The organism is Cellulomonas sp. NEAU-ZC6 (assembly GCF_056844425.1).
In genome coordinates this window covers 214,383-233,283 of record NZ_JBXFYH010000001.1, presented here as the reverse complement: position 1 = coordinate 233,283, position 18,901 = coordinate 214,383, and the positions used below count along the sequence as shown (strand labels likewise).

At 74.7% G+C, this 18,901-nt stretch carries 18 protein-coding genes; 3 read left to right on the top strand and 15 right to left on the bottom strand.

What is annotated here, in order from left to right; all coding sequences use genetic code 11:
- From AC1050_RS01015 to AC1050_RS00960, 12 genes are all read right to left on the bottom strand, one after another.
- Entirely contained in the window at positions 1–909 is a 909-nt protein-coding gene (locus AC1050_RS01015; RefSeq protein ID WP_482385523.1) for an FKBP-type peptidyl-prolyl cis-trans isomerase, read from the bottom strand.
- A gap of 108 nt (positions 910–1,017) precedes the next feature.
- Positions 1,018–2,379, bottom strand: a complete 1,362-nt coding sequence (gene pafA, locus AC1050_RS01010) for a Pup--protein ligase (RefSeq protein WP_482385522.1) — start codon at positions 2,377–2,379, stop codon at positions 1,018–1,020.
- Positions 2,380–2,390: 11 nt separating this feature from the next.
- Positions 2,391–3,107, bottom strand: coding sequence for a proteasome subunit alpha (gene prcA, locus AC1050_RS01005; protein WP_482385521.1), 717 nt, complete (start codon positions 3,105–3,107; stop codon positions 2,391–2,393).
- A 52-nt stretch (positions 3,108–3,159) separates the two neighbouring features.
- Positions 3,160–4,008 carry a proteasome subunit beta gene (gene prcB / locus AC1050_RS01000; RefSeq protein WP_482387212.1) on the bottom strand — a complete coding sequence of 283 codons (849 nt, stop codon included), beginning with the start codon at positions 4,006–4,008 and terminating at the stop codon, positions 3,160–3,162.
- Positions 4,009–4,026: 18 nt separating this feature from the next.
- Complete coding sequence (locus AC1050_RS00995) at positions 4,027–4,221, bottom strand: ubiquitin-like protein Pup (RefSeq protein WP_146837158.1); 195 nt, start codon at positions 4,219–4,221, stop codon at positions 4,027–4,029.
- Between the two features lie 144 nt (positions 4,222–4,365).
- Positions 4,366–5,997 carry a depupylase/deamidase Dop gene (gene dop, locus AC1050_RS00990; RefSeq protein WP_482385520.1) on the bottom strand — a complete coding sequence of 544 codons (1,632 nt, stop codon included), beginning with the start codon at positions 5,995–5,997 and terminating at the stop codon, positions 4,366–4,368.
- A 94-nt stretch (positions 5,998–6,091) separates the two neighbouring features.
- Complete coding sequence (locus AC1050_RS00985; protein WP_482385519.1) at positions 6,092–7,924, bottom strand: carbohydrate-binding domain-containing protein; 1,833 nt, start codon at positions 7,922–7,924, stop codon at positions 6,092–6,094.
- A 44-nt stretch (positions 7,925–7,968) separates the two neighbouring features.
- Positions 7,969–8,733, bottom strand: coding sequence for a polyphosphate polymerase domain-containing protein (locus AC1050_RS00980; protein ID WP_482385518.1), 765 nt, complete (start codon positions 8,731–8,733; stop codon positions 7,969–7,971).
- Positions 8,730–9,347 carry a DUF4956 domain-containing protein gene (locus AC1050_RS00975; protein ID WP_482385517.1) on the bottom strand — a complete coding sequence of 206 codons (618 nt, stop codon included), beginning with the start codon at positions 9,345–9,347 and terminating at the stop codon, positions 8,730–8,732. The genes AC1050_RS00980 and AC1050_RS00975 overlap by 4 nt, the downstream gene beginning before the upstream one ends.
- A gap of 105 nt (positions 9,348–9,452) precedes the next feature.
- Positions 9,453–11,081: a proteasome ATPase gene (gene arc, locus AC1050_RS00970; RefSeq protein ID WP_482385516.1), complete on the bottom strand. Its 1,629-nt coding sequence runs from the start codon at positions 11,079–11,081 to the stop codon at positions 9,453–9,455.
- 132 nt (positions 11,082–11,213) lie between these two features.
- The gene (locus tag AC1050_RS00965; RefSeq protein WP_482385515.1) at positions 11,214–12,296 is read right to left on the bottom strand and encodes a tRNA (adenine-N1)-methyltransferase; all 1,083 of its coding nucleotides are present in this window, start codon (positions 12,294–12,296) and stop codon (positions 11,214–11,216) included.
- Between the two features lie 11 nt (positions 12,297–12,307).
- Positions 12,308–13,423 (bottom strand): site-2 protease family protein, encoded by a 1,116-nt coding sequence (locus tag AC1050_RS00960; protein ID WP_482385514.1) that lies wholly within the window; start codon positions 13,421–13,423, stop codon positions 12,308–12,310.
- Positions 13,424–13,505: 82 nt separating this feature from the next.
- Between AC1050_RS00960 and AC1050_RS00955 the strand changes: the two genes are divergently transcribed.
- Together AC1050_RS00955 and AC1050_RS00950 are read left to right on the top strand one after the other, a co-directional pair.
- On the top strand, positions 13,506–14,420 hold the full coding sequence (locus AC1050_RS00955) for a RecB family exonuclease (protein WP_482385513.1): 915 nt from the start codon (positions 13,506–13,508) through the stop codon (positions 14,418–14,420).
- An 11-nt stretch (positions 14,421–14,431) separates the two neighbouring features.
- A complete protein-coding gene (locus AC1050_RS00950) occupies positions 14,432–14,674 on the top strand; it encodes a hypothetical protein (RefSeq protein WP_482385512.1) in 243 nt (80 codons plus the stop codon).
- A gap of 21 nt (positions 14,675–14,695) precedes the next feature.
- Here AC1050_RS00950 and AC1050_RS00945 read toward each other — a convergent pair whose 3' ends face one another.
- Positions 14,696–15,391: an HAD family hydrolase gene (locus tag AC1050_RS00945; protein WP_482385511.1), complete on the bottom strand. Its 696-nt coding sequence runs from the start codon at positions 15,389–15,391 to the stop codon at positions 14,696–14,698.
- Between the two features lie 117 nt (positions 15,392–15,508).
- Here AC1050_RS00945 and AC1050_RS00940 point away from each other — a divergent pair, with 117 nt between their 5' ends.
- Positions 15,509–16,810: a cation:proton antiporter gene (locus tag AC1050_RS00940; RefSeq protein WP_482385510.1), complete on the top strand. Its 1,302-nt coding sequence runs from the start codon at positions 15,509–15,511 to the stop codon at positions 16,808–16,810.
- A 356-nt stretch (positions 16,811–17,166) separates the two neighbouring features.
- On the opposite strand, the gene AC1050_RS00935 is transcribed toward AC1050_RS00940, so the two are convergent.
- Both AC1050_RS00935 and AC1050_RS00930 read right to left on the bottom strand, forming a co-directional pair.
- The gene (locus AC1050_RS00935; protein WP_482385509.1) at positions 17,167–18,042 is read right to left on the bottom strand and encodes an alpha/beta hydrolase; all 876 of its coding nucleotides are present in this window, start codon (positions 18,040–18,042) and stop codon (positions 17,167–17,169) included.
- Positions 18,043–18,057: 15 nt separating this feature from the next.
- Positions 18,058–18,882, bottom strand: a complete 825-nt coding sequence (locus tag AC1050_RS00930; RefSeq protein ID WP_482385508.1) for an alpha/beta fold hydrolase — start codon at positions 18,880–18,882, stop codon at positions 18,058–18,060.
- Between the last annotated feature and the right edge of the window lie 19 nt (positions 18,883–18,901).

Here is an 18,901-nt window from a genome sequence, read left to right as displayed (position 1 = left end):
TCACTCCCCCTCGGGTGCGGCGGTCGCCGCGGGATCGGCGGCGTCGGCCCGGGCCGGCGCGCGGGTGGCGAGCAGGTCGATGACGAACACGATGGTCTGCCCGGAGAGCTCCTCGCTCTGGGTGGCGCCGAGCGGGTAGGAGGGCGGCACGACGACCATGACCTGGCTGCCGACGGCCTGCTCGACCAGCGCCTCCTTCCAGGCGGGGACGTCGTCGAGCTGGAAGGTGGCCGGGCTGCCGTTGGTCCAGGTGGAGTCGAACGGCTCGCCGGTCCCCCACACGAACCCGGTGTACTGGACGGTGATGACGTCGCCCTCGGCGACCTGGTCGCCGGTGCCGCGGATCAGCGGCTGCACGACGAGGTCCGTGGGCGGCTCGGTGCCGGTCGGGGTGAGCGACGGGGCGCCGTCGTCGGCCAGGGCCACGGCGGGCATGCCCTCGCGCGGGGCCACGGGCTCGCCGTCGGCGCGGATCGGCAGGACGTCCAGGACGGTGACCGTCGGGTAGGACGAGGCGCTCGCCTCGGAGGCGGGGCTGAGCTGCAGGAGCCGCGCCCCGACCTTCTGGCCGGACAGGGTGGCGTAGAGGTCCTTGCCGAGGTCCTCCTCGGTGAGCATGCGCGGCGTCGGGCTGGTGCTGTACGACTCCTTGACGAGCGACGCGTCGGAGGCGTTCTCCAGCCAGAAGTCGAGCAGCACGGGCCGGCCCTCGACGAGGTCGGGGCCGGTGCCCTCCCAGACGACCTCGCTCATCGGCTCGGACAGCCGCAGCGGGGTCCGGTAGGTCACGGTCGGCGCCACGTCGGCCTCGCCGGTCACGACGACCTCCGGCGGCTCGGGGTCCTCCGTCGAGCACCCCGCGAGCAGCGCGAGTGCCGCTGCGGCGCACACGGCCACGAGACGTCGCACATCGATCCTTCCGAGCGTCCAGCATCTTGCCGCGCCCACTGTACGGGTCCGGGCAGGGCGTCCTGGACGTCGGGGCCGGTCAGCCGGGGCGGGTCTGGTGAAGACCCGTCACATGGACTCGATGAGCCGCTCGACCCGGTCGTCGACGTTGCGGAACGGGTCCTTGCACAGGACGGTGCGCTGCGCCTGGTCGTTGAGCTTGAGGTGCACCCAGTCGACGGTGTAGTCCCGGCGCGCCTCCTGCGCGGCCTGCACGAACTCGCCGCGGAGCTTGGCGCGGGTGGTCTGCGGCGGCACGGACGTGGCCTCGAAGACCTCGACGTCGGTGGTGACGCGCTCGACGAGCCCGCGCTGGGCGAGCAGGTTGTACAGGCCCTCCGTGCGGGAGATGTCGTGGTAGGCCAGGTCCATCCGGGCGACGCGCACGTCCGAGAGCTCCAGGCCGTGCTTGGCGCGGTACCGCTCGATGAGCCGGTGCTTGATGACCCAGTCCAGCTCGCGCTCGACCAGGGACAGGTCCCCGGTGCGCAGGGCGCGCAGGCCGCGCTCCCAGAGCTCGAGCACCTGCTTGACCTCGGGTCCGGCGTCGGTCTCGCCGCCGACGAAGTCCTGGACGCGGCCCAGGTACTCCTCCTGCAGGTCGATCGCGGTGACGGTGCGCCCGGTGGCCAGGGTGACGGGGTGCGAGCCGGTGATGTCGTGGCTGATCTCCCGGATCGCCCGGATCGGGTTCTCCAGCGTGAGGTCGCGCATCGGCAGCCCGGCCTCGATGAGCCGGAGCACCAGGTCGGTCGACCCGACCTTGAGCATGGTGGTGGTCTCGGACATCGAGGAGTCGCCGACGATCACGTGGAGGCGCCGGTAGTGCTCGGCGTCCGCGTGCGGCTCGTCGCGGGTGTTGATGATCGGCCGGGACCGGGTGGTGGCCGACGACACGGACTCCCAGATGTGGTCGGCGCGCTGGGACAGGCAGAAGACGGCGCCGCGCGGGGTGGCGAGCACCTTGCCCGCGCCGGTCAGCACCTGCCGGGTGATGAGGAACGGCACGAGCACGTCGGACAGCCGGGAGAAGTCGCCCTGCCGGCGCACGAGGTAGTTCTCGTGGCAGCCGTAGGAGTTGCCGGCGGAGTCGGTGTTGTTCTTGAACAGGTGGATCCGGCCCGACAGGCCCTCGTGCTCCAGGCGCTGCTGGGCGTCGGCGACCAGGCCCTCGAGGATCCGCTCCCCCGCCCGGTCGTGCGTGACGAGCTGGCGCCAGTCGTCGCACTCGGCGGTGGCGTACTCCGGGTGCGAGCCGACGTCCAGGTAGAGCCGGGAGCCGTTGCGCAGGAAGACGTTGGACGACCGGCCCCACGCGACGACCTTGCGGAACAGGTACCGGGCGACCTCGTCCGCGGACAGGCCGCGCCCGTCGTCGGCGGCGCAGGTGACGCCGTACTCGGTCTCGAGGCCGAAGATCCGTCGGTCCATGGTGCGTCTCCTCAGGCTTCGGAGGCCGAGCCCAGCAGGTCCTCCAGGACGACGCCGGACAGGCGCCGGAACGCCCGGCGGGGGCGCGTGCGGTCCAGGACCGCGACCTCGAGCTGTGCGGCGGGGATGACCCGCCGGTCGTCCTCGTCCGTGCCGTCGGCCGGGGTGCCGAGCGCCCGGACGGCGAGCGCGAGCGCGTCGCCGAGCGGCATGCCCGGCACCCACCCGGCGGCGACCTCCTCGCGGAGCCGCTCGGCCTGCCCGCCCATGACGACGAACCCGCGCTCGTCCGCGACGGACCCGTCGTACTGCAGCCGGTAGAGCTGGTCGGTGGCGACGTCGGCGCCGACCTCGGCGACGACGAGCTCGACCTCGAGCGGCTTGGACTCGGTGGTGAACACGGTGCCGAGCGTCTGCGCGTACGCGTTGGCCAGCCCCCGGGCGTTCACGTCGCGCCGGTCGTAGGAGTAGCCGCGCAGGTCGGCGTACCGGACGCCGGCGACGCGCAGGTTCTCGAACTCGTTGTACTTGCCGACCGCGGCGAACGCGATCCGGTCGTAGATCTCGGACACCTTGTGCAGGGCGCGCGAGGGGTTCTCGGTGGCGAACGCGATGCCGTCGTCGTAGGCGAGCACGACGACGGACCGGCCGCGGGCGATGCCCTTGCGGGCGTAGTCGGCCCGGTCCTTCATCAGCTGCTCGGGCGAGACGTAGAACGGCATGCTCATCTCGGGGCCCCCGCGGGATCGTGAGCGGTGCGGACGATGTCGTGGGGCGAGTTCACGGCGTCGGCTCCTCTCCCCGGGTGCGCGCGTGCTGCTCGGCGCGGTCGGCCAGCACGGCGGCGACCACGTCGCCGAGCGCCTCCTGGCCGACGCGCAGGTAGCCGGTGGCGGTCACGGTGGCGACGACCGGCCAGATGCGGCGCGACTGGTCGGGGCCCCCGGTGGCGGAGTCGTCGTCCGCCGCGTCGACGAGGGCCTCGACGGCGACCCGCACGGCGGCGTCGGCGTCCAGGCCCGGCTGCCAGAGCTTCTTGAGCGACCCGCGGGCGAACACCGAGCCGGAGCCGACGCTGTGGTGCTGGTGCTCCTCGTACCGGCCGCCGGTGACGTCGTAGGAGAAGATCCGCCCGGTCCCGCGGTCCAGGTCGAACCCGGCGAACAGCGGCACGACGGCCAGGCCCTGCAGCGCGAGGCCGAGGTTGCCGCGGATCATCGTGGCGAGGCGGTTGGCCTTGCCGTCCAGCGAGAGCAGCGTGCCCTCGATCTTCTCGTAGTGCTCGAGCTCGAGCTGGAACAGCCGGACCAGCTCGACGGCCAGGCCCGCGGTGCCGGCGATGCCGACCGCGGAGTAGTCGTCGGCCGGGAACACCTTCTCGATGTCCCGGGACGCGATCTGGGAACCCATCGTGGCGCGGCGGTCGCCGGCCATCACGACGCCGCCCGCGAAGGTCAGCGCGACGATCGTCGTGGCGTGCGGGGCGACGCCGGCGGCCGGCACGTCACCGACCGGCAGGGCCGCGCGCCGTCCGGGCAGCAGGTCCGGGGCGTGCTGGGCGAGGAAGTCGACGAAGGACGACGACCCGGGCGTGGTGAACGCCCCGGGCAGCCGCCCCGCCGAGGTCAGCGGGTCCGTCGGCACGCGTCACTGCCCGCCCTTCTGCACGAACCCGCGCACGAACTGCTCGGCGTTGGTCTCCAGGACGTCGTCGATCTCCTCCAGGAGGGCGTCGACCTCGGCGTCGCGCTGCTGCGCCGCGGCGGTCGCCTGCTCGACGTCCGGCCCGTCGACCGGCTCGTCGTCCTCGCGACGGTCCCGCGCGCGTTCCTGACCAGCCATGTGCACCTCCGGCGCCGAGTCGGGCACGGTCCCGCTGCTGTGCGCAGCGGCCCGCAGTGGCACCACCCTAGGCCCTGGTCGGCACGGGTTCCCGTGACGCGACGAGGACACGACGAGGACACGGCGAGCACGCGGCGCCCGAGGTCAGGAGCCGAGCGCCTCCAGCAGGCTGCGCACGTCCGGCGAGGACTCGAGCAGGGCGGCGACGTGCGCCTTGGTGCCGCGCAGCGGATCCCGCATCGGCACCCGCTGCAGGGTCGGCGCGCCGGGCACGTCGAACACGACGGAGTCCCAGCTGGCCGCCGACACGTGCGCGCCGAACCGCGCGATCGTCTCGCCGCGGAAGTACGCGCGGGTGTCCTCCGGCGGGGTGCGCACGGCGGCCTGCACCGCGTCGTCGGCCACCAGGCGCTCGACGGCCCCCGCGTTCACGAGCCGGTGGTAGAGCCCCCGCTCGGGGCGCACGTCCGACCACTGCAGGTCGACGGCCGCGAGCCGCGGGTGGTCCCAGTCCAGGTGGTCCCGGCGGCGCATGCCCTCGAGCAGGCGCATCTTGGCCAGCCACTCGACCTCCCGGGCGCAGGACGCCGGGTCGGTGACCAGCCTGTCCAGCAGCGAGCCCCACCGGGCCAGGACGTCGGCGGTCTGCGCGTCGACCTGCGTGCCCGGGTCCCGCCCGAGGGCGGTGCGGACCGCCGCGAGGTACTCGCGCTGCACCTCGACGGCGGTGAGCCGCCGCCCGTCGGCGAGCCGGAGGCGCGCGGTGAGGGCCAGGTCGTGGCTGACGGTGTGCACCGCGGCGACCGGGTCGGCCAGCGTCAGCCGGTCGAGCGTGGCGCCGAGGTCCTTGGCCGTGCCGTCGGCGATCCGCTCGACCAGCCAGAGCACGAGCGAGGTGGTGCCGAGCTTGAGGAACGTCGCGACCTCGAGCAGGTTGGCGTCGCCGATGATCACGTGCAGCCGGCGCCAGCGGTCCGGGTCCGCGTGCGGCTCGTCGCGGGTGTTGACGATCGGGCGGCGCAGGGTGGTCTCCAGGCCGATCTCGGCCTCCATGTAGTCGGCGCGCTGCGAGAGCTGGAAGCCGGCCTCCTCGCCCCGCTGCCCCAGGCCGACCCGGCCGGCGCCGGTGAACACCTGCCGCGTGACCAGGAACGGCATCAGCCGCGAGGCGAGGTCGGCGAACGGCACCGACCGGTCCACCAGGAAGTTCTCGTGCGTGCCGTACGTGGCGCCCTTGCCGTCGACGTTGTTCTTGTACAGCGCGACGTCGGGCAGCGCGGGGGTGGAGGCGAGCGCCCGCACCGAGGACAGCATCACCAACTCGCCGGCGCGGTCCCAGCGGACGGCGTCGAGCGGGTTGGTGACCTCCGGGGAGGAGTACTCGGGGTGCGCGTGGTCGACGTACAGCCGCGCGCCGTTGGTCAGGATGACGTTGGCGGCGCCGGGGTCCTCGTACTCCTCGACGAGCGACCGGGCGACCTCCTGCGGGCCGTCCCCGCCCGCACCGGCGCCGTCCTCGCCCGACGGCGCCGGCCGGGCCGGGTCGTCCGTCAGCAGCGACGGGTGCGCGGAGGCGCGCTGCAGGTGGAACCCGCGCGCGTCCTGCAGGGGGTCCTCGTCGTCGTAGTCCCAGCGGGCCTTGGCCCGGCCGCCCTGGCGCGCCGCCGCGTGCACGGCGACGACGTGGCTGGACAGCAGCATCGGGTTGGCGTTCGGGCGGCCGGGCTGCAGGACGCCGTACTCGGTCTCGATCCCCATCACGCGGCGCACGGTCACACCGTCACCCTACGCAGTGGATCCGCCCGGCAGCCCCGCCCGGCGGCCCGCCGGGGCCGCCGGGCGGATCCGGCTGCGCGCCGCGGTCCTGCCGTCAGACGTCGGAGCCCGGCCGCGTGCCGCCCGGCGCCCGGCCACCGCCCGGGCCGCCACCCGTGCCGCCGGTGTGCTCGCCCGCGGTCACGGTCGCCACCACGGTCCCGGCCGCGGCGTCACCGCCGGCCGTGTACCCGGCGTACGCGTCGCCGGCGGCCGTCGCGCCGGCGACCACCGTGTACTCCGCGCCCGAGGTCAGGCCCGCCGCCGCGACCACCAGCGAGGTGATGTCCTTGGCCGGCGTGAACGTCGCGACGACGACGCCCTCGGCGTCGACCACCGCGAGGGTGGTGCCCGCGGGCTGCGCCGAGCCGAACGTCACCGACACCCAGCCCTGGCCGTCGGCGCCGGGCGCCGTCGCCATGCCGGAGGAGCCCGCCGCGACCAGCGTGCCGCCGGTGACCGACGGGGTGCTGTCGGCGTCGATCGCGCCGTTGCCGTCGTCCTCGGGGCCGTTGACGACGACGGTGCCGCCGCTCATGGTGAGCGTGCCGTTGGCGTCGAGGCCGTCGCCGCCGGAGTCGACGCTGATCGTGCCGCCGGTGATCGTCAGGCTCGCCGTGCCCGTGGTCTCCCCGCCGGGCCCGGCCCAGTCGCCCTGCGCGTCCTCGGTGGACCCCGTGGCGCTGCCGGCGGCGTTCAGCCCGTCGTCCGCTGCCACCACGGCGACGTCCCCGCCCGCCAGGGTGATCGACTCGGCCTCCAGGCCCTCGTACGAGGTCCGCACGTCGACCGCGCCGCCCGTGACGTCGAGGGCCACGTCGGCGTGCACGCCGTCGTCCCCGGAGGACAGCGTCAGGTCGCCGTCGGTGACGGAGACGATGCCGTCCGCGTGCACGGCGTCGTCGGAGGAGTCGACCGTGACGGTGCCGCCGGCGACGACCACCGACGCGGAGCCCTTCAGTCCCGTGGTCGAGACGTCGTCCGCGGGTGCCGACCCGCTGCCGCCGCCTGCCGTGACGTCGAGCGCGCCGCCGGTGACCACGACGTCGGTCTCGGCGGCCACGCCGTCGCCGGCCGCGGTCACGGTGACGTCGCCGCCCGCGACGGCCACGAAGCCCGCCGTCGGGTCGTCGGTGTCGTCCGCCTTGAGGCCGTCGCCGCCCGCGGTGACGTCGAGGGTGCCGCCGGTCACGACCAGGTAGTCCTTGCCGCGGATCCCGTCGTCGACGGCGTCGACCGTGATCGCCCCGCCCTGGACCACCAGGCCGTCCTTCGACGTGATCCCGTCGTTCGCGCGGCCGGTGACGGTGAGGGCGCCGTCGCCGGTGATCGTGAGGTCGGCGGCGCTGAACAGGGCGGCGTTCGGCTCGTCCTCGCCGTCGGGGTAGGAGTACGAGGTCGCGTCGGTGAGGGTGTTCGCGGACCCGTCGGCCAGCTCGACGACGGCGGACCCGGCGCTGCTGATCACCAGCGGGGCGCTGGTCGAGGACGTGACGTCGGCGTCGTCGAGCACCAGGTGCACGGTCGCGTCGCCGGCGTCCACGACGACCTGGCCGTCGTCGAGCGTGCCCGTGAGCGTGTAGGTGCCGCCGGCGGTGAGGGTGACGACGGAGCCGTCGACGGTCACGCCGTCGGCGTCGGTGCTGGCCGTGTCGCCGTCGAGGGTGACGGTGCCGGTCGCGGTGCCGGCGTCCGCGACCTCGTGCACCGGGGTGTTCGCGGCCAGCACCTGCTCGGCGGTGGCACCGGCCGCGACGTCGGTCACCGCGGCCGCCTCCGTCGTGGCGGCGTCGGCACCGGGGTCGGCGACGGCGCCGGTGCTGCAGCCGGCGAGCAGCAGGGCGGTGAGGAGGGCGGGGACGGCGAGGGCGCGGCGGGGTCGGCGCACGGGAGCTCCAGGTGGTTCGGTGGGACGGGATCGGGGGGCGCCGGTCAGGCGGCGAGGGTCCGGCGCAGGGTGCGGCGCCAGGGCCGCCCGCCGAGCGCCGGGTCGAGCACCACCAGGCCGGTGGCGTACTTCGAGATCCGGCTGGGCCGGTGGCCGAGCGCCCACAGCACGCGGTCGGCGCCGGACGCGCCGGCGACGCTCTTGGTCTCGACGACGGCGTGCGCGGGCACCGTGGCGCGGAGGCCGTCCTCGCCGGGAGCACGCCACTCCAGGCCGGTGTCGATCGTGGTGCGCGCGCCGTCCGGGAGGTGCAGCGTCCGGCGGTGGTACCGCGTGGTGAGCGTCGGCCCGAGGGGTGGCGCGTCGCGGCTCACGGGCAGCGCGACGCCCTGCTGCCCGAGGATGTCGACGACGAAGCCGAGGGCGTCGCCGACGCGTGCACGGGCATCGGGGTCGTGCTCGCGGCGGACCTTGACGGTGGTGCCGCGCGGGCCCCGGGTCTTCACCTCGAGCCAGCAGCTCCCGGTGTCCTGGTAGGTGCGGGTGCGGACCTTGTACCGGCGCCGCCTCCGGCCGGCCGCGAGGTGGAACGCGTCCAGGTCCGGCGTGTCGAAGTACACCGACTCGTAGCCGAACGTGTCGCGGTCGTCGATCACCAGGCGGCGGGTGCCGGCGGGCAGCGCCGCGAGCAGGTCGGGCAGCGCGCCGAGCGGGAGCACGTACTTGCGGTCGACCCGGGTCTGCAGGGCCGCGGACTCCTGCAGCTCGGCGAGGCCGACGGCGGGCAGGTGCGTGACGTCGGTCGTCACCGGGCCGCGCCGGACAGCGCGACCGCGCGGTCGCCGCGGACCAGCACCGGCTCCTCCGCGACGCGCCCGGGCGGCAGCGGGGCGTACCGGACGTCGACGACCGTCGTGTCGTCGACCAGGTCCAGCCGCTGCACCGTCGCGCCGTGCACCCGGCCGCCGAGCAGCTGCTCGAGGTGCGCGACCAGCGCGGCGTGGTCGCCGAACGCCCGGTCGACCACGACGACCTGCTGCCGGTACCCGCGGAGCAGCCGCGGGTGGTCGCCGACGTACAGCGCCGCCAGCACCATGGCCATCAGGCCCACCGCGAGCACGCCGAGGCTGCTGCCGAGCCCGCCGATCAGGCCGAGCGCCAGCGCCGCGAAGTAGTACGCGACCTCGCGCTGGTCGATCTCGGAGGACCGGAGCCGGATGATCGACAGCACGCCGAACAGCCCGAGGCCGAGCCCCGGGCCGACGGTGCTGCCGGACAGGGCGGAGGCGACGGCGAGCACGCCGACGTTCACGCCGAGGAACGCGACCACCAGGTCGCGCCGGCGGTGCCGGGGGAAGTACAGGGCGAAGGTCAGGACGCCGACGGCGACGAGGTCGGCGGCGAGCAGGACGGGGGCAGGCATGGGCACCTCGCGGATCGGGGACGGACACCCGGTGGACCGGGTGCCCCCATCAAGCCGCGCGGCGCTGTGCCGTCGCTGTGCGGGCGGTCAGGCCCGCGTGTGCATCTACAGGTACTGCCCCGTGCTCTGCACGTTCTCGATCCGGCGCGAGGCCTCCTCGCCCTTCTTGTCCTGGACGATCGTGCGGATGAACACGATGCGCTCCCCCTTCTTGCCGGAGATGCGCGCCCAGTCGTCGGGGTTGGTGGTGTTCGGCAGGTCCTCGTTCTCCTTGAACTCGTCCACGCAGGCGGTCAGCAGGTGCTCGACCCGCAGTCCGCGCTGGCCGGTGGCGAGCAGGTCCTTGATCGCGGACTTCTTGGCCCGGTCCACGACGTTCTGGATCATCGCGCCGGAGTTGAAGTCCTTGAAGTACAGGACCTCCTTGTCGCCGCTGGCGTAGGTGACCTCGAGGAACCGGTTGTGGTCGTCCTCGGAGTACATCCGCTCGACGGACCGGGCGATCATCGCCTCCACCGCCGCGACCTTCGACCCGTGGTGCTCGGCCAGGTCGTCGGCGTGGATCGGCAGGTCGGCGGTCAGGTACTTGGCGAAGATCTCGCGCGCGCCCTCGGCGTCGGGGCGCTCGATCTTGATCTTCACGTCGAGCCGGCCGGGACGCAGGATCGCGGGGTCGATCATGTCCTCGCGGTTGGAGGCGCCGATGACGATGACGTTCTCCAGGCGCTCCACGCCGTCGATCTCGGCCAGCAGCTGCGGCACGATCGTCGTCTCGACGTCGCTGGACACGCCCGTGCCGCGGGTGCGGAACAGCGACTCCATCTCGTCGAAGAACACGACGACGGGGTGCCCCTGCGACGCCTTCTCCCGGGCGCGGGCGAAGATCAGCCGGATGTGCCGCTCGGTCTCGCCGACGTACTTGTTCAGCAGCTCCGGGCCCTTGACGTTGAGGAAGTACGACTTGGCCTCGGCGACCTCCTCGCCCCGGGCGCGCGCCGACGTGGCGGCGAGCGAGTGCGCGACGGCCTTGGCGATCAGCGTCTTGCCGCACCCGGGCGGGCCGTACAGCAGCACGCCCTTGGGCGGCTTGAGGCCGTGCTCGCGGAACAGGTCGGGGTGCAGGAACGGCAGCTCGACGGCGTCGCGGATCGCCTCGATCTGGGGACCGAGCCCGCCGATGTCGGTGTAGTCGATGTCGGGCACCTCCTCGAGCACGAGGTCCTCGACCTCGGCCCGGGGCACCCGCTCGAACACGAAGCCGCTGCGCGCCTCGACGGTCAGCGCGTCGCCGACCCGCACGGAGCCGTCCAGCACCTGGCCGGCCAGCCGCACGACGCGCTCCTCGTCGCCGCGCCCGACGACCAGCGCCCGGTCCCGGCCGATGAGCTCCTTGACCGTGACCAGCTCGCCGACCTGCTCGTAGCCACCGACCTCGACGACGGTCAGCGCCTCGTTCAGCATGACCTCCTGTCCGGGGCGCAGCCGGTGCACGTCCACCGCCGGGCTCGCGCCGACGTGCATCTTCCGGCCCGCGGACACCACGTCGACCGTGCCGTCCGCGCGCGCCGCGAGGAACGTGGCGAACGTCCCCGGGGGCTTGGCGAGGTCGTCGATCTGGCGCTTGAGCTCGATGATCTGGTCGCGCGCGGCCACGAGCGCGTCGGACATGCGCTCGTTCTTGGCGGCCAGGAGCGCGAGCTCGCGCTGCAGGTCGCGGGCTGTCGGTTCCGTCATCGCGGTACCTCCGATCGCGGGTCGACCTCACGGCGCTGTGGGGCTGTCGTGCTGCGACCCTAACCACACGTGTCAATCGAGCGCGCGCGGCCACGCCGGTGGGCGGCGGCGGGCACGACCCGCTCGCCGGGCTCAGTCCTGCTCGGGCGCCTGACCGACGTCGCGGCGGACCCGGCGCACCTTCTTGTCCGAGACCGCGCGCTCGCCCAGGGCCTCCGGCGTCCACTCGGCGTCCGGCACCTCCTGGAAGGACCTGCTCGTCACGACGTCGCCGACCTCGTCGACCAGCGCGGCCTCCCCCGGCTGCGAGCCCTTCGCGGGGCGGCGCTTGCGCAGCGGCGGCAGCACCCCGTCGGCCAGGCGGCGGGTGGTGAGCAGGAAGCCGGTGTGCCCGATCATCCGGTGCTGCGGCCGCACGGCCAGGCCCTCGAGGTGCCAGCCGCGCACCATCGACTCCCACGCCTGCGGCTCGGTGTAGCGGCCGTCCGCGCGCAGGTCCTCCGCGAGCCGCGACAGCTGCGTCGCCGTGGCCACGTAGGCGATGAGGACGCCGCCCGGGGCGAGCGCGGTGGCGACGGCATCGAGGTTCTCCCACGGCGCGAGCATGTCGAGCACCACGCGGTCGACCTGGCCGGGCCCCTCGGCGACCGGCAGCACGTCGGACAGGTCGCCGATCGAGAGCCGCCACGCCGGGTGCGGGCCGCCGAAGAAGGTCTCGACGTTGCCGCGGGCGATCGCGGCGAAGTCGTCGCGGCGCTCGATGGAGTGCAGCCGGCCGCCGTCGCCGACCGCGCGCAGCAGCGACATGGTGAGCGCGCCGGAGCCGACCCCGGCCTCGACCACGCGGGCGCCGGGGTAGATGTCGGCCATCGCGACGATCTGGCCCGCGTCCTTGGGGTAGACGACGGCCGCGCCGCGCGGCATCGACAGCGTGTAGTCGCTGAGCAGCGGACGCAGCGCGAGGTACTCGACGCCGCCGTTGCTGGTCACGGTCGTGCCCTCGGGCGCGCCGATCAGCTCGTCGTGCCGGAAGTAGCCCTTGTGCGTGTGGAACGTCGCGCCCTCGGCCAGCGTGATCGTGTGCAGCCGGCCGCGCGGGTCGGTGAGCTGGACGCGCTCCCCCACCCGGAGCAGCCCGCGGCGCTGGTCGGCGCCCGTGGGGACGCGCGGCTCGGCGTCGGTGGCGGGCGCGGGGGCGGTGGTCTCGTCGGTCACGGGAGACGAGTCTAGGAGCGCAGCGCCGCCGCGACGTCCGCGGAGCGGACCAGGGCGACGACCACGCCGTCCTGCACGGCCACCACGACCGGTGCCACGTGCGACAGGGCGGCGACCGCGCGCACCAGGTCGGCGCCCTCCAGCGCCGCGTCGACGACGGCCCCGGCCGGCAGGCCGACGGCCACGGCGGTCACCGGCACGTGCACCCGCTGGTCGACGGGCACCGCGGCGGCTGCCTGCGGGTCGACGTACGCGGCGGGGCGGCCGTCCGGGGACAGCAGCACCACCGCGTCCGCCCCGGCCCGGCCGCGGGCGGCGTCGGCCTGCGCCAGGACCGCGGTCGCGGGCACGCCGACGGCGCGGATGCCGACGGAGCCCACGCGCACGGCGTCGACCGCCCGGGACGTCTGCGCCGCCTTGATCGCCTGCCCGGCCCCGGACCACAGGAACGCGCCGACGACCGCCGCCCAGCCGACCGCGAACAGGCTGGGCCGCTGGCCCTCGACCAGCGGGCGGAGCAGCACCCACGCGACGAAGCCGACGGCGACGACCCGGCCCACCCAGCCCGCGGCGAGCGTGCCGCGCCGGCGGTCCCCGGTCGCGGCCCAGATGACCGACTCGAGCACCTGGCCGCCGTCCATCGGCAGCCCCGGGATCAGGTTGAACAGGCCGACGAAGGCGTTGGAGTACGCACCGGCGTACAGCACCAGGGCGGCCAGCCCCGTGGGGTCGACGGCCTGGCCCGCCAGCCACATCACGAGGGCGAGCAGCAGGTTCGCGATCGGCCCGACGACCGCGACCAGCCCCTCGGTCAGCGGGGTGATCCGGCCGCCGAACGCGGTGTGCCCGCCGATCAGCGTCAGGGCGAACTCGTGGACCCGCAGCCCGCGGGCCCGGGCCGTGAGGCCGTGCGCCAGCTCGTGCACCAGCACCGACAGCAGCAGCACCACCCCGAGCACGGCCGCGACCGCGATCGTCGAGCCGGCACCGAGCCACGGGGCGCGGATCCGCACCGACGGCGTGAACACCAGGGCGAACAGCCCCACCGTCAGCAGGCTGCTGGGCGCGAGCACGACGGGTGCACCCACCACCCGGCCGACGACCCAGCCCCGCGTTCTCTCTGCCACGCCGTCAGGTTACGGGTCGCGGGTGCGCGCCGAGGCCGGGGCGCCGGCCACCCGTGTCGGTGGCGGCACCTAGGCTCGTCACGTGACGACCACCGACCCGCAGCTCCTCGCCCCCGTGTCCGTCGACGGCGCCGACGCCGGCGACGTCGAGGCGCCGGCCGAGCCCCGGGTCCCCGGGCTCTCGCCGTCCCGGGCCAACGACTTCCAGCAGTGCCCGCTGCTGTTCCGGCTGCGGGTGATCGACAAGCGGCCCGAGCCGCCGAGCCTGGCCGCCGCCCGCGGCACGATGGTGCACACCGTCCTGGAGCGGCTGTACGACCTGCCGCTCGGCCGGCGGACGCCGGCCGCCGCGCACGCGCTGCTGCCCGAGGCGTGGGACCGGCTGCTGGAGCGCTCCCCCGAGGTGGTCACGCTGTTCGCCACGGACGACGAGCGCGAGGCCTGGATCGGCAGCGCGCGGCTGCTGCTCGACACCTACTTCACGCTGGAGGACCCGAACCGGCTGCAGCCCGGCGACCGGGAGCTCGCCGTGAAGACGCTCATGGCCGACGGGCCGCAGCTGCGCGGGATCGTCGACCGGCTCGACGTCGCGCCCGACGGCGCGCTCCGGGTGGTCGACTACAAGACGGGCAAGTCGCCGAACCCCGGGTTCGAGGGGTCGGCGCTGTTCCAGATGCGGTTCTACGCCTACGTGCTGTGGCGCGAGCGCGGCGTGCTGCCCAAGCTGCTGCAGCTGGTCTACCTGGGTGACGGCCAGATCCTGCGGCACGCGCCGTCCGAGGCGGAGATGCACACCCTCGAGCTGCGGCTGCGCTCGCTGTGGTCGCAGATCGAGGAGGCCGCGCGCACCGGCGAGTGGCGGCCCCGCAAGTCCCGGCTGTGCGACTGGTGCGCGCACCAGGCCGTGTGCCCGGCCTGGGGCGGCACGCCGCCCGAGCTGCCCGAGGGTGCGGTCGAGCGGGCGATCGGCGTCACGCCGGTGGCGCAGGCGTCCTGACCCGGGTCGACGTGACGCTGCCTCCGGGTGACCAGGACGACGCCGCGGATGACGGGCTGCCCGACCCCCACCACATCACGCGGCCGGTCGAGATCGTGCTCGGCACGTTCCTGCTCGCAGCCGGGGTCGCGTTGCTGATCTGGCTGCCCGGCGATCGGACCCGGCTCTTTGTCCCCGGGTGGGTGCTCGGCTGCGTCTGCCTTGCCGGCGCGGTGTGGCGGTACGCGATCGCCTGGCGCGCCGGCCGCGACTGAGGCGACCGGCGTGACCGGGGATCAGCCGAGCAGGTCCAGCACGGCGCCGCCGTGGATCCGCGCGACGTCCTCGACCGACACGTCGGCGAGCGACCGCGTCGCGCTCAGCTCGGCGATGTCGGGCAGCTCGCGGAACACCTCGACCGCGAGCACGCGCGCCCCGGAGGCGACACCCGCGGTGATGCCCGCTGGCGAGTCCTCGACGACCACGCAGTCGGCGATGTCGACGCCGAGCCGCTCGGCGGCCAGCAGGTAGGGCTGCGGGTCCGGCTTGGGTCGCTCGACCTCGTCGCCGGCGACGACGGTGGCGAACACGCCCGCCACGGCGGCGAACGGGTCGGCGAGCTCGCGGTAGGACGAGGTGACCAGCGCCTGCGGCACGCCGGCCTCGGCCAGGGCGCGAAGCAGCTCGCGGCCGCCGGGCTGCCACGGGGTGTCCTGGGCGACGGCGGCGGCGACCCGCTTGTTGAGGAAGTCGACGATCTCGTCGACCGACAGGCCGACGCCGCGGCTCTGCAGGATGCCGCCGGACACCTTCATCGGGTTGCCGACCAGGGTCAGGCCGTCCTCGTGCGTCCAGGTCCCGCCCCACGACTCGACCAGCTCGGTCTCCGCGGCCATCCACAGCGGCTCGGTGTTGACGAGCGTGCCGTCCATGTCCCACAGGACGGCGGCGGGCAGGCGGAGGTCGGGCTGGGCGGTGCTGGTACCGGTCACGGCGTGCGGCTCCTGGAGGTGGGGACGGCTGGGCTCCTGCTGACGCTACCCGGCTCCGGTGAACGGGTGGTGACCCGCCACCGCGCCGCCGACCGGTCCGGGGCCTACCGTGGCCCGGTGATCGCCGTCGACGGCACCGCGGCCGGGTTCTTCGCGATCGGCGTGGCCACCCTGGCCGCCGCGCTCCTGCCGCGCGCGCTGCGTCGCTTCCCGCTGTCGATGCCGACGGTGTTCCTCGGGGCGGGTGTGCTCGCGTTCTGGCTGATGCCCGGGTTGCCGGACCCCGACCCGCTGGAGCACGCGACGATCGCGCTCCACCTGACGGAGGTCTGCGTCGTGGTGTCGCTGATGGGCGCGGGGCTGGCGATCAACCGGCCGCCGGGCCGGCGCGCCTGGGGCACGACGTGGCGGCTGCTGGCGGTGACCATGCCGCTGTCGATGGTCGCGGTGACGGCGCTCGGCTGGGGGGCGCTGGGCCTCGGGGCGGCGAGCGCCATGCTGCTGGGGGCGGTGCTGGCGCCGACGGACCCGGTGCTGGCCACGGAGGTCCAGGTCAGCGAGCCGGTCGACGACCCGGGCGCCGTGGACGACGAGGCCCGGTTCGCCCTCACCTCGGAGGCCGGCCTCAACGACGGGCTGGCCTTCCCGTTCACCTACGCGGCGATCGCCGTCAGCCTGGCGGGCCTCGCCCCCGGCGGCTGGGTCGGGCACTGGCTGCTGGTCGACGTGCTGTGGCGGCTGGGCGTCGGCGTGCTCGGGGGCATCCTGGTCGGCTGGCTGCTGGGGCGCCTGTTCTTCTCCTCGTTCGCGGACCGCGTCCGCCTCACCGAGCACGCGCAGGGCTTCGTCGCCGTCGCCGCCACCTTCCTGGCGTACGGGGCCACCGAGCTGGCGGAGGGGTACGGGTTCGTCGCCGTGTTCGTGTGCGCCGTCACCCTGCGCACCGCCGAGCGGCACCACAGCTACCACCGCGTGCTGCACAGCTTCGTCGAGCAGGTGGAGCGGCTGCTCACCGTCGCGGTCATCGTGCTGCTCGGCGGCGCGCTGGTGCGGGGCGTCCTCGTCGGCATCGGCTGGCCCGAGGTCCTCGTCGCGCTGGTCGTCCTGCTGGCGGTGCGTCCGCTGGCGGGGTGGCTCGGTCTGCTGGGCGGCCGCACCGGCCCGTCGGAACGCGCGGTGGTGGCGTTCTTCGGTGTCCGCGGTGTCGGCACGTTCTTCTACGTGGCGTACGCGCTCGAGCACGGCGACTTCCCCGACGAGCGGCGGCTGTGGGCCCTGTCGGCGCTCGTCGTCGTCGGGTCCGTGCTGATCCACGGCGTGGCGTCCACCCCCGCGATGCGGTGGCTCGACCGGAGCCGCGCGGCCCGCGCGGCCGCGGCGGGCCGCGGCGAGGACGAGGTGCCCCTGACCCCGGTCTGACGCGGATCACGGCGGCGCACCTCTCACAGGACGGTGACCGGTGCCGATCCCCAGGGCACCATCGCGACCGCCGGCCGGGCGGCGCACCTGCCCGCGGAGCCCGCCATGAGCCTCGTCCCGTGCACCTGCATCCGATCCGCCGACCTGCGGTCCGTGGTCCTGCCGGACCCCGCGTGCCCGGCCGCCGACGTGCACCTCGCGACGGGCGCCGTCGGCAGCTGACCGCGCCGCACCGTCGGGCGGGGCGCGCCGTCGGGCCCGACGCGGCACCGGACCGGGCGCAGGGTCGGCCCGGGCGCGGCGTCGGGCCCGGCGCGGCGCGGACCGGGTCGGCCCGCGCCGCGTCCGCCGGTGCGTCAGGCGCCGACGGTCCGGCGCCCGCCCAGCGGCGCCGCGTGCGCCAGCGCCCAGTCGAGGGCCCGGTCGGCGACCTCCTCCCAGCCCGGCGCGGCGCAGGTCCAGTGGTCGCGGCCGGCCAGCTCGACGTACTCGGTCAGCGCCGGGGACTTCTCCCAGTGCTTGGCGTTCGACCTGTTCACCGACGCCGGCATGATGTGGTCCTCGGCGCCGGCGATGAACAGCAGCGGCGCCCGGTCGCCGGAGTAGTCCACCCACGTCTCCTGGTGCCCGGGCTTGTAGTTGGCGATCAGGCCGTACGCCCAGATCCAGTCGCCCGGTGCCCCGATCGCGTACCGCTCCCAGGCGGCGCGGGAGTCCTCCGGGCTGAGCGTGTTGGCGAAGGCGTAGTGGAACTCCTCCGGGGTGAACGCGACGGCCCGGCGCCGGTTCGCCGGGTTCTTCAGGGCCGGGAACAGCGACTTCACCTGGGACAGCGGCGTCATCCGGACGCCCTCGGTCGGGGCGGAGTCGACGACCACCCCGGCCGCACCGAGGCCGCGGGCGAGCAGGAGCTGCGTGAGGGTGCCGCCGAACGAGTGCCCGATGACGACCGGCGGGCGGTCCAGGCCCTCGATGATGCCGGCGAGGTGGTCGACGACCTCCGGGACGGTGAGCCGCGCGATCACCTCGGGGTGCTCGCGGAGGGCCTCGACCTCGATCTCGAAGCCGGGGTAGGCGGGCGCGAGGACCTTCAGCCCGCGCTGTTCGAAGCGGGCGACCCAGTGCTCCCAGCTGCGGGGGGTCATCCAGAGGCCGTGCACGAGCACGACGGTGTCGGGGGCGGTGTCGGGGCTGGTCACGGGCGTGGCGTCGGGGCTGGTGGGCTCGGTCATGGCAGGGGCTCCGTCTCAGGACTCGATGAAGGCGAGCAGGTCCGCGTGCAGCCGCGCGCGGTCGGTGTCGGGCAGGGCGTGCGGGCTGCCCTCGTAGACGAGGAGCTTGGCGCCCTCCACCACGTCGGCGGACCGCCTGCCCCCGACGTCGAACGGCACGATCTGGTCGTCGTCGCCGTGGATCACGAGCGTGGGGACGTCGAGCGCCGCGAGGTCGGGGCGGAAGTCCGTCGCGGAGAACGCGGCGATGCACTCGTACGCCGCCCGGTGCCCGCAGGCCATCGACTGCAGCCAGAACGCGTCCCGGAACCCCTGGTCGACGTCGCCGCGGCGGTTGTGCCCGAAGAACGGCCCGTCGGCGAGGTCCCGGTAGAGCTGGGCGCGGTCGGCCTTCTCCCCCGCCCGCAGGCCGTCGAACACCTCGAGCGGCACGCCCTCGGGGTTGTCGCCGGTCCGGAGCATCATCGGCGGGACGGCCGACACGAGGACGACGCGGGCGACCCGAGCGGTGCCGTGCCGGCCGGTGTAGTGCACGATCTCGCCACCGCCGGTGGAGTGCCCCACCAGGGTGAGGTCCTGCAGGTCGAGCGTGCCGATCAGCGTGGCCAGGTCGTCGGCGTAGGTGTCCATCTCGTTGCCGTGCCAGGTCTGGGACGACCGGCCGTGGCCCCGGCGGTCGTGGGTGACGACGCGGTGGCCGTGCTCGGCCAGGAACAGCGCGGCGGCGTCCCAGGCGTCGGCGTTCAGCGGCCAGCCGTGGCTGAGGAGGACGGGCGAGCCGCCCCCGTCGAGCTCCTTGAAGAAGATCTGCGCGCCGTCCTCGACGGTGACGAAAGGCATCGGTGCTCCCCCGGGTTGA

What these genes read in the sequence shown, in the direction of transcription:
- prcA (WP_482385521.1), bottom strand. Translation starts at nt 3,107, where the DNA reads ATGAGCATGCCGTTCTACGTCTCGCCCGAGCAGCTGATGAAGGACCGG.
- AC1050_RS00930 (WP_482385508.1), bottom strand. Translation starts at nt 18,882, where the DNA reads ATGCCTTTCGTCACCGTCGAGGACGGCGCGCAGATCTTCTTCAAGGAG.
- arc (WP_482385516.1), bottom strand. Translation starts at nt 11,081, where the DNA reads ATGACGGAACCGACAGCCCGCGACCTGCAGCGCGAGCTCGCGCTCCTG.
- AC1050_RS00995 (WP_146837158.1), bottom strand. Translation starts at nt 4,221, where the DNA reads ATGGCTGGTCAGGAACGCGCGCGGGACCGTCGCGAGGACGACGAGCCG.
- AC1050_RS00975 (WP_482385517.1), bottom strand. Translation starts at nt 9,347, where the DNA reads ATGCCTGCCCCCGTCCTGCTCGCCGCCGACCTCGTCGCCGTCGGCGTC.
- AC1050_RS00935 (WP_482385509.1), bottom strand. Translation starts at nt 18,042, where the DNA reads ATGACCGAGCCCACCAGCCCCGACGCCACGCCCGTGACCAGCCCCGAC.
- pafA (WP_482385522.1), bottom strand. Translation starts at nt 2,379, where the DNA reads ATGGACCGACGGATCTTCGGCCTCGAGACCGAGTACGGCGTCACCTGC.